A 13,476-nucleotide genomic window follows, 5' to 3' on the forward strand; every position below is an offset into this window, starting at 1 on the left:
ACGTCAAACATTATGAAAAGTTGTTTTCATGAGTAAAGTAATCGAAATTAAGAATATTACACGGGATTTTCCACTGGGGCAGGAAGTTGTAAAGGTTTTAAAAGGAATAGATCTTGAAATTGAACGCGGAGAATACGTGGCTTTTATGGGGCCTTCTGGTTCAGGGAAATCCACTTTAATGAACCTTTTGGGCTGCCTCGACACACCAACTTCGGGAACTTATATTCTTAACGGAAAGGATGTAAGCCAGATGAGCGATGATGAACTTGCTGAAATTCGCAACAAGGAAATAGGATTCGTATTCCAAACCTTTAACCTTCTTCCACGAACCACGGCTCTCGATAATGTTGCTTTGCCCATGATCTATGCCGGAGCTTCAAAAGCTGACAGGACAGAAAGAGCTAAAGAAGTACTTCGAAGCGTGGGCCTGGGCGATCGAATGGACCATAAACCCAATCAGCTCTCCGGAGGTCAGCGTCAACGGGTCGCAGTAGGCCGTGCTCTCGTAAACCATCCTTCCATAATCCTTGCCGATGAGCCTACCGGAAACCTGGATTCCAAAACTTCCGTGGAAATAATGAATCTTTTTGATGAAATTCACTCCGCAGGCAACACAGTAATCCTCGTAACCCATGAAGAAGACATCGCCAAACATGCGCACCGTATTATTCGTTTAAAAGATGGGATGGTAGAAGAAGACGAAAGGAAGTCTGTAAACAGTTTACAGCAGAAGTAAACAATTATTCTGCCACCCTGAGCTTGTACCCTGAGCGCCTAGCCTGAGAACCTGGCCTGAGCTTGTCGAAGGGTCAGTATTCAGTATTCAGTATTCAATATTCAGTATTCAATATTCAATATTCAATATTCAATATTCAAAGATTTAAAATTATTTTCTGTTGAGGAGTTTTTTGAACTTTTGGCCTCTTTTCCTTTTTTACTCTTTTACTTATTATTTTATACTTTCAACTTCCTTTCCTATATTGCAACTATAAACTACTAATAATGATAGATTTAGACCAGGAAGCCTGGATGTATCTCGCGCTAATAGCAATTTTTCTTGTGTATTTTTTCTGGAGCTCCCGCAGAGCTAAAAAATTAAGGAAGAATAGAAAAAATCGTAATTTCCGCCGCCGCTATCTCGAGCGCAAACAAAAAGAAAATTCTAAGACCATCAATTCTTAAGCAGAACCTTTAATTTTAAACTGATTATTGATGGCTATAAGACTATTTTCGAGATTTTGGGACAGGAACCAATAACTAGAAGCCTCTTTTTTCTCTTTAGCTTCTTAACTCATAAAAAATGAGATTGCTTCTGCACCTCAGGCGCATCGCAATGACCTTGTTTAATTATGATTTACGAATTTAGAAGTACGATTTTTTAGATTTTGCTTTTGAGAGTCTGAAACAGGGAAGAGCTTAGAGCTTAGATTTTCGAGCAAAAAACCATTCCCAAATTTCCAAATTTCCAAATTCTCAAATTGATACATTGATACATTGGTACATTGGTACATTGGTCCATTTTCACATTGCCCCCGCCGCTAATTCGCTACCTCACTGATAAACTTAATGCGATAAAGCCTTAATTCCTCCACATCATAATCCCCATCAAATTCTTCCATGGCTTCATCGATCTTATCGGTTTCAGCTTCGAGGAAATAATCATGGATTTCTTCCTGTTGATCTTCATCGAGGATCTCGTCCAGGTAATAATCAATGTTCAATTTGGTCCCGCTATAAACGATAGCCTCCATTTCTTTGATGAAGTCGGGCATCTCCATCCCTTTTGCCGAAGCGATATCGGGTAATGGAAGTTTACGGTCCACACTTTGAATGATATAAAGTTTTAAAGAACTGTTGGCGCCCGTAGATTTTACCACAAGATCATCTGGTCTTGTAATATCATTATCTTCCACATATCGGGAGATGAGCTCGACAAATTCCTTTCCGTATTTTTTTGCCTTTCCTTCGCCTACCCCATGAATATTGCTCAGTTCATCAATACTTACCGGATATTTCAAAGCCATATCTTCAAGCGATGGATCCTGAAAGATCACAAAAGGAGGCAGATCTTTCTTGTCAGCGACTTTCTTCCTTAATTCCTTGAGCATCTTAACCAGGGTAACATCTACCGAGGCCGCAGATTTAGAAGATGCAGAAACTTCCTGGGTTTCCTCGTTGTAAATATGATCTTCGGTCATAAGGAAAGAGGTAGGATTTTTAATATAATCCTCACCTTTTTGGGTAATTTTCACCACCCCGTAGGTTTCAATATCTTTTTTCAAATATCCAGCAACCAGTGCCTGTCTTATCAGGGCCATCCAGTAATTTGAATCATGATCGCTGCCTTTGCCGAACAACGGATGTTCATCGGTTTTATGCGAAAGGATCAGGGCGTTAGACTTTCCGATTAATGTTTTTACAACTTCTTTTGATTTATAGAGCTCTTTTGTTTCTTTAACCGTTCTTAGCAGCAGCTCAAGATCATCTTTGGCTTCATGTTTCTTTTTCGGATTTCTAACATTATCATCCATACTGGCGCCCTCGCCGGTCTTTTCATTGAATTCCTCTCCAAAATAATGAAGAATGAATTTTCTCCTGGAAACAGAGGTTTCTGCGTAGGCTACCACTTCCTGTAAAAGTGCCTGGCCTATTTCCTGTTCGGCAACAGGTTTTCCGCTCATGAATTTCTCCAGTTTTTCAATGTCTTTATAAGAATAGAAAGCCAAACAATGTCCTTCACCGCCGTCTCGACCGGCACGACCGGTTTCCTGATAGTAGCTTTCTATACTTTTTGGAATATCGTGGTGGATCACAAAACGCACATCGGGTTTATCGATTCCCATTCCGAAGGCGATGGTAGCAACCACCACATCAATATCTTCCATAAGGAACATATCCTGATGTTTGGAGCGCGTTTTAGCATCGAGTCCTGCATGGTAAGGCACTGCTTTGATTCCGTTTACCTGTAGCGTTTGCGCAAGTTCTTCTACTTTTTTGCGGCTAAGGCAGTAGATTATTCCCGACTTCCCCTCATTCTGCTTTACAAATCGAATGATATCAGCGTCGACATTTTTTGTTTTCGGCCTTACTTCATAATAAAGATTGGGTCGGTTAAAACTCGCTTTAAAGGTTTTCGCGTCGGGAATACCCAGGTTCTTCAGGATATCTTCCTGAACCTTAGGCGTAGCGGTAGCGGTAAGCGCGATAATTGGGATATTATCACCTATTCTCTTCAGGATACTTCTTAAATTCCTGTACTCCGGCCTGAAATCATGGCCCCATTCACTAATACAATGGGCCTCATCAACAGCCATAAAAGAAATGGTTTGTCCGCGAAGGAAATCCACATAATCTTCTTTGGTGAGCGATTCAGGAGCGACATATAGCAATTTAGTGATACCGTTTTCGATATCATCTTTTACTCTTTTAACTTCAGTCTTGTTAAGGGAGGAATTCAAAACGTGGGCAATGCCATTTTCCGAAGAAATACCTCGTATGGCATCAACCTGGTTTTTCATCAGCGCGATAAGAGGCGAAACCACGATAGCCGTTCCCTCCTGGATCAGGGCGGGAAGTTGATAGCACAGGGATTTTCCTCCGCCCGTCGGCATTACTACAAACGTATCATTGCCTTTAACGATGTTCGAGATCACTTCTTCCTGAAGCCCCTTAAACTGACTAAATCCAAAGTACTTCTTAAGCTCTTTGTGTAGATCAATTTCGGTCAAACCCATTCAATTGTGTTACAATTTTACATACATTTGCATTTACTAAATATACATATTTCTTTAGTACCTGCAATTCATAATTACATCAAATTTGAAACTTAGCGCTCAGATCATTTCCACTGCAAAAGAAACAATTTCAAACGAGGCAGAGGCCATTTCTAACCTCCAAAATTTCATAGATGACGAATTTGCAGATGCGGTTCAAAAAATATACCAATCTCAGGGCCGGGTCGTAATAACCGGAATTGGCAAAAGCGCAATCGTAGCCAATAAGATCGTGGCCACCCTTAATTCCACAGGCACGCCCTCTATTTTCATGCATGCTGCAGATGCTATACACGGCGATCTTGGCATCGTTCAGGAAAATGATGTAGTGATCTGTATTTCGAAAAGCGGAAATAGCCCCGAGATAAAAGTACTGGTTCCTCTTATCAAGAATTTTAAGAATACCCTCATCGCCCTTACCGCCGACGAAGATTCTTATCTTGGGAAACAGGCCGATTTTGTACTGAACTGCTATATTGAAAAAGAGGCCTGCCCCAACAATCTCGCTCCTACCACCAGCACTACCGCGCAAATGGTAATGGGAGATGCGCTCGCCATATGTTTGCTCAACCTGAAGGGTTTTACCAGTAAAGATTTTGCAAAATACCACCCCGGTGGCACCCTCGGAAAAAAATTATACCTGCGGGTGAGCGATATAATTTCCCAGAACGAGGTACCGCAAATTTCACCCGATACCAATGTCGCGAACGCTATTATTGAAATTTCTGAAAAGATGCTTGGCGTAACTGCGGTTTTGGAAAATGATAAGATTGTGGGTATTATTACCGATGGTGATATCAGGAGGATGTTGAAGAATCATGAAGAGATAAAAGGTCTGACTGCAAAAGACATTATGAGCAAGGACCCAAAAACTATTTTAGAAGAAAAACTGGCAGTCGAGGCTTTGGAAATTCTGGAAGACAATAAGATCACCCAGATTCTGGCCGTAGATGGATCCGGAAATTATAAAGGCGTTGTACACATACATAATTTAATCAGAGAAGGAATATTATAATGAAGAAATTAGGCTCCCCACAGGAAGAGACCGGAGGAGAAATGTCTTTTCTTGATCATTTGGAAGAATTAAGATGGCATTTAATACGGGCAACATTAGCAGTGCTGATCGCAGCCACGGCAGCCTTTCTCCTGAAGAGTTTTATTTTTGACACGCTGCTTTTCGGACCCGCTCATGCCGATTTCTTCTCCTATGAAGTACTATGTCATATTTCAAGATTTTTCGGACTTGAAGGGGGGTTCTGCGATCAGGAAATGCCTTTTAGAATTCAGAGCCGGACGATGGGCGGCCAGTTTTCAGCTCATATCTGGACATCCATTACCGCCGGCTTTATAATCGCCTTCCCGTTCGTGATCTATGAATTTTGGAAATTTGTGGCTCCGGCCATGCATACTCATGAGAAAAAGTATGCCAGGGGATTTATTTTTATCACTTCCCTGCTCTTTTTTATCGGTGTGCTTTTTGGATACTATATCGTTACACCCCTATCTATCAATTTCCTCGGAAAATATCAGGTTAGTCAGACTGTTTTCAATGATTTTGACCTGAGCAGCTATATTAGCCTGGTAAGAGCTTCGGTGCTGGCCAGCGGCCTCATTTTTGAACTTCCTATTGTGATCTATTTCCTCTCAAAAGTAGGAATAATCTCTTCCGGTTTCCTTAAAAAATATCGCAAATACGCCCTGGTACTGGTACTTATAGTTTCGGCAATCATTACCCCGCCCGATATTGTAAGCCAGATCATCGTGGCCATTCCCGTTTTGGTACTTTATGAGGTAAGTATTTTTATTGCCAGGATAATCGAAAAACAACAAAGAGAAGAATTAAAAAATTAAGCTATGATTGATAAGGTTGACGAATTCAATTCGTACCGGGCCAAAATGAATGATAAGATTTTGGCTGAAAACAATAAAGTTCTCAAAAGGATTTTTAATTTAGATACCAATGCCTTCGCCGAAGGTGCCCTGGACAAAAAAACCAAGGAATTATTAGGTCTTGTGGCTTCAGTGGTGCTTCGCTGTGACGATTGCGTGAAATATCACCTGGAATCCAGCCATAAACAGGGAATAACCCGTGAGGAAGTGATGGAAACATTAAGTATTGGTACCCTCATTGGTGGAACCATTGTAATTCCACATCTTAGGCGAGCATTCGAATACTGGGAAGCTTTGGAAGACGTAAAATAATTAAGGAAGGTTTAATGTAGATAATTTCCTGATAATTATATATTTAACCTGACCTGTAGAACTCCTTAAAGCGCTTTCCCCAGTGCCTGGATGCCCCTAGGCAGGGAGTCGAAGGGTTGGCGATGCAAAAAAAAGGAAGAAGGAGCAAAAAATAAAAATAAAGCATAGAGATACCCCGTAAAAATTGAACGATGAAACTACGTGCAGAAAAACTGGTAAAAACTTATAAAGGAAGGGACGTGGTTAAAGGCATCTCCCTGGAAGTAAACCAGGGAGAGATAGTTGGATTACTGGGGCCTAACGGTGCCGGAAAAACTACCTCTTTTTATATGATCGTGGGCCTCATAAAACCCAATAGCGGAACAATTATTCTGGATAAGGTTGATATCACCAAATACCCCATGTATAAAAGGGCTCAACACGGAATTGGATATCTCGCCCAGGAAGCTTCGGTTTTTAGAAAATTAAGCATAGAAGACAATATCATGAGCGTTCTGGAACTTACTAAACTCTCTAAAAAGGAGCGCGAAATGAAAATGGAGTCGCTTATTGAGGAATTCGGTTTAAGCCATATTCGGAAGAACCGCGGGGATCTTCTTAGTGGTGGCGAAAGAAGGCGTACCGAGATCGCCCGCGCCCTGGCTACCGACCCTAAATTTATTCTTCTTGACGAACCCTTTGCCGGCGTTGACCCGGTCGCGGTGGAAGATATCCAGCGCATCGTGGCCCAGCTTAAAACTAAAAATATAGGTATTCTCATCACCGATCATAACGTACAGGAAACTCTTGCGATTACCGACCGGACTTACCTGATGTTCGAGGGAAGTATCTTAAAACATGGAATTCCGGAAGAACTTGCCGAAGATGAAATGGTGAGGAAAGTTTATCTGGGTCAGAATTTCGAACTTCGGAAGAAGAAGCTTTTTACTTAGTCCTGGATTAATTTTTAGATCATGAAGTTTATTTTTTCTTCACAAAAACTTGATTTAAAAAAATCCTCCGATTTCCCGAATCTTCAGAAATTTGATCTTTCCTGCGGAAGCATCCTTTTAAACGATCCCAACACTAAAATTTCTCATAATGGCCTGACCACTATACTTGATGGTTTTTTAAAAGATTTTGAGAAAAAAGATGATCTCGAGGCCAGGATCTCTGCTTCCGAATATGTTTTTGAAACCTGGCCGGTAAAAGATACCATTACAGGCAGTTTTTGTTCAATGATAATCTCTGAAGAGAAAAATGAAATAACTCTTTGCAGTGACCTTGTCAATATCTATCCGCTTTATTACCTGAAAAAAAAGGAGGTCTTCTTTATCTCAAACAGTATTATTTTACTGGGAAGGTATTCAGGCGCTGAAGTTGATAAAACCGGGATCGTCCAAAGAGCCCTGGGTCCTGAATTCATGAATATTGGTTCCCGCACGATCCTTAAAAATTGTAAAAGACTCCTGCCCGGTGAATGGCTTCATTTTGACCTAAAGGGAAATATTCTCAAAAGAAAATTCGATAATTCACTTTACCAGAATATGAGCGGACCTTTTTTTGAAGAAGGAATGCTGGAAGACTACTGGAACCACTATAAAAAAGAGACTGAACTTTGTACAGCGGGATTTGATCAGGTGTCCATCGCGCTAAGCGGGGGAATTGATAGTCGAATAGCTCTTGGATCTGTACCTGATTCTAAAGAAATTCACGCTTATACTTTTGGTTCGCCCGAAAATTACGAAACAGGCGTGGCCCGAAAGCTTGCCAGGATTAAAGGGGCTGAACATTTCAGTTTTTCTAACCTTTCATTATACTTTCCGGAAAAACCTGTTCTTAAAAATTACATTAAAACAACCGAAGCCATTAAACTTAATTCATGGTTAGAGCTTCTTGAAAATATCCAGATCGAAGTAAAGCAACCACTTCTCCTGGGAGAGCTCTGCGAAGGGCTGCCGGCACGGAATATAAAAAAGTTTAATTCTGCTCATTTTCGAAAAAAGAACTTTATTAAATATTATCTGAAAAAGGATCAATTTCCTCTTAGCTCTCCCAATCCGGAAAATTTTCAAGAATGGAAGGCTAAAAAAAGACAATTACTGGTTTCCTGGTTTGACGAAAACTGGTTCAAACGGATGGAAATGGAAGGGTTCAGAAAAGAGGTCATAAAAAATACTCTTTCAGATATTGAGGAGATTTTCGATCGTATAGAAGCTCATAATCTTCCTTATGCCGAATTGTATGATGAATTATTTTCATGGTACACTTTTACCAGAATGGAATTATCGCGACAGGTTAACATATGTAATGAAAAATTCTATGCTTTCAGCCCCGGCATGTCCATCCAGATGCTAAAAAAAACCAGTAACATACATCCCAACCTGAGACTTTTTTATCGCTTTGCAAACAAAATGTTGAAAAATGAACCGGATCTAAGGCCTTTCCGAAATGTTCCAACAAGCCAGATACCATTGTTTCCCCAGCAATTCCCGGACTTCCTGAAAATCCCTGCCTGGGGAATCAGATCAAGAATAGACGACTGGCTGGTAAAACGCATGATAAAATCAAAAGATCCTTCAAAAAGAGTAAAGCTTTTCCCCGGGATGAACTGGGCAAAGATATATCAGTTGCCAGATCTTGAGGAGCGTATGGAGAGCTATTATCAGCCTAACTTTTTGGGAGATGAATATGCCAAAACCTTTATCCACCTGACCGAAAAAAGAAAAAATTTTAAAAGCTGGCCCTTTGCAAATATGGATATTATGAGCGGGGTAGCATTAAATATGGAGTTGGAACTGATAAAAAAGAATTCTTAAACTTCCTCTTTAGCTTTTGGGGAAAATACCGAGAGTATTACATACCATAAGATGATCAGTGGTATGGCTATAAATTTCAAAAAGATGATCAGGATGAGGCAACTGATCAGGAAAAAATAGCGCAGTTTATTCTCTTTGATCCCCCAGTCACTGAATTTTAAGGCGAAAAGAGGCAATTCAGCATTCAGCAAAATACAGCTTACAAAAGTGAGCGCCAGTAAAAACCAGTGATTAAGGATAATATCTGAAACAACAGGACCGGGCTGGTAGGTAAGGATTAGCGGCAGGCTTAGTATCAGCAGGGCGTTTGCGGGAGTGGGCAAACCTATGAATGAATCAGTTTGTCGATCGTCCACATTGAATTTCGCGAGCCGGTAAGCCGAAGCCAAAATGATCAGTAGCCCAAAAAGTGCCCAGGGATTAAAACTTACATGAAACAAAGAAGTACCCCAGTCAGCTCCGGGACCGCCACCGGGCAATGCCTTGTTTAAAAGCTGAAACATCACGATTCCCGGCACTACCCCACTGGTAACAACATCGGCTAAGGAATCTAGCTGCAGACCGATCTCGCTTTTCACATCCAGCAAACGTGCGCTGAGACCATCAAAGAAATCGAAAAAAATTCCCGCAGCTACAAAAACCGCTGCCAGGATCAAATTTCCTTTAACAGCAAAAATAACAGCGATACTTCCGCTAAGAAGGTTTAAAAGCGTGATAAAGTTTGGAATATGACGTTTTATGCCCATAAATGCTTATTTAAATACTAATCTACTATTTTGAACCGAAAAACTTCTAAAAATTTCATTAATCCGGAAAAAGCTGTAGACTGAAGACTGTAAACTGAAGACCGAAGACTTTAGACTAAAGACTTTAGACTAAAGACTGAATATATACCGTAGGCTGTTTGATCCATTATTACATTTCTACATTGATCCATTTCCACATTGATACATTTCCACATTGATCCATTTCTACATTGATACATTGGTTCATTGATACATTTTTACATTGAAATCCCTATTTTTGCCCAGATGTAAGTTTTCATGAAAAACCTGTTTTACGCTATTATTACCGGATTCCTTCTGGCCATTGCCTGGCCAACCTACGGATTCCCGCTTTTCATATTTTCTGCCTTCGTGCCTCTTTTACTGGCGGAATTTAATATCCGGAACCATTCAAAAAACTGGGTCAAAACAAAGGTTTTCGGCACAGCTTACCTCAGCTTTTTCATCTGGAACCTCATCACCACCTACTGGATCTATTTTTCAACCCCTTTTGGCGGAGCATTTGCAATTATCGTGAACTCCCTACTCATGTCAATCGTTTTTCTCATCTATCATATCGTAGCCAAACGCACCGGTTTTTCGGCCGCTGCATCTTTCCTGGTAAGTATATGGATGGTCTTTGAAAAAATACATTTAACCTGGGATTTCTCCTGGCCATGGCTGAACCTCGGGAATGCATTTTCTGAATATATCAGCTGGGTTCAATGGTATGAATACACTGGTACTTTCGGGGGCACCTTATGGATCTGGCTTGTGAATATTGCTGTTTTCAAATTTATCCTTCAGTACAGGGAATTTGGCGAAAGATCCTTGCTTTACCGCGGAATTCTGAAAGCTGCACTTTTGATAATAATTCCGCTTGGAATATCGCTGCTGATGTACTGGAATTATGAAGAGCCTGAAAAACAGCTTGAAGCGGTCATTCTTCAGCCGAATATCAATCCATATACCGAGAAATATAATACTACCGATACCCGAATTGGTGAGTTATTGGAAAAACTGACGGACCAGGCGGTGACCGATTCTACTGACATCATCATCGCACCCGAAACCGTGTTCGCTGATGGTACGCGATTGCCAAATCTTTCCAATTCAGAAGCGGTTTTCTTTGGAAATCAGATAAGCCGGGAACATCAGGATCTCGATTTTCTGGGAGGCATAGCGATTTACGACCGTTTCAGCGATCCTTCGAAAGTCAGGAAGCAAACAAACCAGATTGGAGAGGCCGATTGGTATGATGATTACAATTCGGCTTTCATGGTGCGAAATTCCACCGATAGTGTCCAACTTTATCATAAGTCAAAGCTGGTAGTGGGCGTGGAAAATTTTCCTTATCAGAATATTCTGAAACCAATTTTGGGAAATATCATGATCGATCTTGGAGGTACGGTAGCCATGAAAACCACGCAGGAAGAAAGGGAAGCTTTTCAGTTGAAAGATTCTGTTGCCACCGCACCTATTATCTGCTACGAATCGGTTTACGGCGAATATGTTACGGGATATATAAAAAATGGCGCGAATTTTCTCAGTATTATTACCAATGACGCCTGGTGGGGAAATACGCAGGGTCATAAGCAGCACCTAAGCTACGCCCGCCTGCGGGCAGTAGAAACCCGAAGATATGTCGCCAGAAGTGCCAACACCGGAATTTCAGCAATTATCAATGCCCGGGGTGATATTGTAAAAAAACTGGAGTATGAAAAAAGAGGTGCCATCAGAGGCAGGATCGGCCTGAACGATAAAAAGACTTTCTATGTAAAGCATGGAGATTATATCGCCCGTATAGCCGAATTCCTGGCAATTTTCATCTTCCTTTTCGCCATGGTCAAATATCGGCGCACACGTAATTAGTTCGGAGTTAAGAGTTTTGAGTTAAAAGTTCGGAGTTCGGAGTAGAGCAGGCACTCAGGACAGGTGCTAAGTGACAATCTGAAGATTTAAATTCAAGATTCCGAATCTTTTAAAGAGCCTGAAAAATAGCATAAAGCCTATAGCCTTAAAGCTGCATATTTCTAACCTCGCAAATACTAATTCAACGACGTCATTGCGATCATCCGCCTTAAGCGGAGGAGAAGCAATCTCTTATTCAATTTGAAAATATCCCAATTTGAAAATTTGAAATTGGCTTATTATTGAGATTTTAGAATCAGGACAGGTTATTATGAAGAGTCATTTAAATAGCCTAAAGCCTATAGCCTATTGCTTAAGGCTGTTAAAACGTACATTGATCATGGTTTGGAGTTAAAGGTTCGTAGTTCGGAGTAGAGCAGGCACTCAGGGCAGGTGCTTAGTGACAACCTGAAGATTTAAATTCAAGATTCCGGATTTAAGATTCTAGATGGCCTTTAAAGAGCTTGAGGATAGAAGAGGATATTATTGAAAATACTTTTAAGCCTATCGCCTATAGCCTAAGGCTTTTAAAACGTACAGCTTATTGTCTATTGATCATTGCTAATTGCTAATTGTTAATTGTCCATCGTTAATTGCTCATTGTTAATTGTTACTTGCCCTACTGTCCCCTGAAAAAAATCACCGTACTCAAAGTCTTTAGTAAAATACTAAGATCAAGAAAGATCCCTCGATGCTTAATATAGTAAAGATCATATTGCAACTTTTCAAGCGCGTCATCATGACAATCCCCGTAATTCGCCATAACCTGTGCCCATCCGGTAAGGCCCGGTTTGATGATATGCCGGGTTTCATAAAAAGGAATAAGCTCAGAAAGCTCTTTTACAAAGACCGGTCGCTCCGGCCTCGGACCAATAAGGCTCATTTCACCTTTCAGCAGATTGTAGAACTGGGGAATTTCATCAATACGGGAACGCCGAAGGAATTTGCCAAATGCTGTCACCCGGTAATCATCCTTTTGGGCGTATTGCGGACCGTCAATTTCGGCATCTTTGATCATCGTTCTGAGTTTCAGGATCTCAAAGATCTTTCCGTTTTTACCGACTCGTTGTTGCCGGTAGAATATTTTTCCGCGATTGGCGAGAAGATTTCCTAATAATATAAAAGGAAGCAGTAAAATTCCGAATACGATACCAAGAATAGAAACAAGGATATCGAAAATCCGGAACATAAAAAGGTAGAATTTATTCTGATTGCTTCGGCTAAAGGGAAAATATTTATAAAAATCCTTGTCGACATTTTGTACCGGAATACGCTGGGTTATTTCCTCATATACCTGTGTATAATCCCTGATAGGAAATCCTTTTTTGAGCAGTGCGATCAATTCGTTGTACAAACTTAGCATCAAACCTTTTTGGTAAGCGCTGGCAACGACGATCTCATTGATATGGTGCTTTTTGATCACTTCCTGAAGCTCCTCAACTTCAAACCTCAATAAAGATTGTTTGGTTAGTGCCATTTGCAGCTGATAATCGGTATTTATATAACCCACAACAACATAATTGGGATCAGATTTTTGAAGGGCTTCAGCGATAAGTTTTATATCAAAGGAATCACCAACTACCAGTACCCTTTTGTAAAATCTGGGGGAAGAGATCAGACTGATATAAAGGAACCTCCACGTTAGCAGGGCTAAGGCAACCGAAAGATAAAAGAAAACGATCTGCAACCGATTATCAGGAAGACTTGGCGTGAAAAAGGGGGTCAGCATATAAAAAAGTACGGTCAGGCTCGTGGTAATCAGCACATTCCTTACTACACTGTCAAACCTGTCTGCTTTCTGAAGATCATATAGTTCAAAAACACTTGCGAAAAGGTTCAGATATAGAAGAAATACGAGGGTCCACGTCCAGTGATCAGGAGTTATCTGGAAATAATTGAACCTAAAAACGATACCTACGACCGCCAGAGTGGTAAGTACACCCAGCATATCAAAGAGACGCAACAGGAGCTTTCGCTCAGAGATCTCGAAATGGAAAAGGGGCTTCTTCTGAGACATCGCTGTAGATT

Annotated in this window: 11 protein-coding genes; 8 read left to right on the forward strand and 3 right to left on the reverse strand. The window is 40.8% G+C overall.

Annotation, left to right across the window (positions count from 1 at the left end; translation table 11 throughout):
- Positions 1–28: 28 nt before the first annotated feature.
- Positions 29–736, forward strand: a complete 708-nt coding sequence (locus C7S20_RS00095; protein WP_107010584.1) for an ABC transporter ATP-binding protein — start codon at positions 29–31, stop codon at positions 734–736.
- A gap of 266 nt (positions 737–1,002) precedes the next feature.
- Positions 1,003–1,182, forward strand: a complete 180-nt coding sequence (locus tag C7S20_RS00100) for a hypothetical protein (RefSeq protein WP_107010585.1) — start codon at positions 1,003–1,005, stop codon at positions 1,180–1,182.
- A 356-nt stretch (positions 1,183–1,538) separates the two neighbouring features.
- Here C7S20_RS00100 and recQ read toward each other — a convergent pair whose 3' ends face one another.
- Positions 1,539–3,734 (reverse strand): DNA helicase RecQ, encoded by a 2,196-nt coding sequence (gene recQ, locus C7S20_RS00105; RefSeq protein WP_107010586.1) that lies wholly within the window; start codon positions 3,732–3,734, stop codon positions 1,539–1,541.
- 85 nt (positions 3,735–3,819) lie between these two features.
- Here recQ and C7S20_RS00110 point away from each other — a divergent pair, with 85 nt between their 5' ends.
- The 5 genes from C7S20_RS00110 (at position 3,820) to C7S20_RS00130 (ending at position 8,773) form a co-directional block, all read left to right on the forward strand.
- Positions 3,820–4,788 carry a KpsF/GutQ family sugar-phosphate isomerase gene (locus C7S20_RS00110; RefSeq protein WP_107010587.1) on the forward strand — a complete coding sequence of 323 codons (969 nt, stop codon included), beginning with the start codon at positions 3,820–3,822 and terminating at the stop codon, positions 4,786–4,788.
- The gene (gene tatC / locus C7S20_RS00115; RefSeq protein ID WP_107010588.1) at positions 4,788–5,624 is read left to right on the forward strand and encodes a twin-arginine translocase subunit TatC; all 837 of its coding nucleotides are present in this window, start codon (positions 4,788–4,790) and stop codon (positions 5,622–5,624) included. The genes C7S20_RS00110 and tatC overlap by 1 nt, the downstream gene beginning before the upstream one ends.
- Before the next feature lie 3 nt (positions 5,625–5,627).
- Positions 5,628–5,975 (forward strand): carboxymuconolactone decarboxylase family protein, encoded by a 348-nt coding sequence (locus tag C7S20_RS00120; RefSeq protein ID WP_107010589.1) that lies wholly within the window; start codon positions 5,628–5,630, stop codon positions 5,973–5,975.
- 191 nt (positions 5,976–6,166) lie between these two features.
- Entirely contained in the window at positions 6,167–6,907 is a 741-nt protein-coding gene (lptB, locus tag C7S20_RS00125; RefSeq protein WP_107010590.1) for an LPS export ABC transporter ATP-binding protein, read from the forward strand.
- Between the two features lie 21 nt (positions 6,908–6,928).
- Positions 6,929–8,773: an asparagine synthetase B family protein gene (locus C7S20_RS00130; protein ID WP_107010591.1), complete on the forward strand. Its 1,845-nt coding sequence runs from the start codon at positions 6,929–6,931 to the stop codon at positions 8,771–8,773.
- Here C7S20_RS00130 and C7S20_RS00135 read toward each other — a convergent pair.
- Positions 8,770–9,519, reverse strand: a complete 750-nt coding sequence (locus C7S20_RS00135; RefSeq protein WP_107010592.1) for a CDP-alcohol phosphatidyltransferase family protein — start codon at positions 9,517–9,519, stop codon at positions 8,770–8,772. The genes C7S20_RS00130 and C7S20_RS00135 overlap by 4 nt on opposite strands.
- Positions 9,520–9,816: 297 nt before the next feature.
- Between C7S20_RS00135 and lnt the strand changes: the two genes are divergently transcribed.
- Positions 9,817–11,409: an apolipoprotein N-acyltransferase gene (gene lnt, locus C7S20_RS00140; protein ID WP_107010593.1), complete on the forward strand. Its 1,593-nt coding sequence runs from the start codon at positions 9,817–9,819 to the stop codon at positions 11,407–11,409.
- Between the two features lie 658 nt (positions 11,410–12,067).
- On the opposite strand, the gene C7S20_RS00145 is transcribed toward lnt, so the two are convergent.
- Entirely contained in the window at positions 12,068–13,465 is a 1,398-nt protein-coding gene (locus C7S20_RS00145) for a sugar transferase (protein WP_107010594.1), read from the reverse strand.
- Positions 13,466–13,476: the final 11 nt, after the last annotated feature.

Source organism: Christiangramia fulva (assembly GCF_003024155.1).
In the GTDB taxonomy this organism is placed as follows: Bacteria; Bacteroidota; Bacteroidia; order Flavobacteriales; family Flavobacteriaceae; genus Christiangramia; species Christiangramia fulva.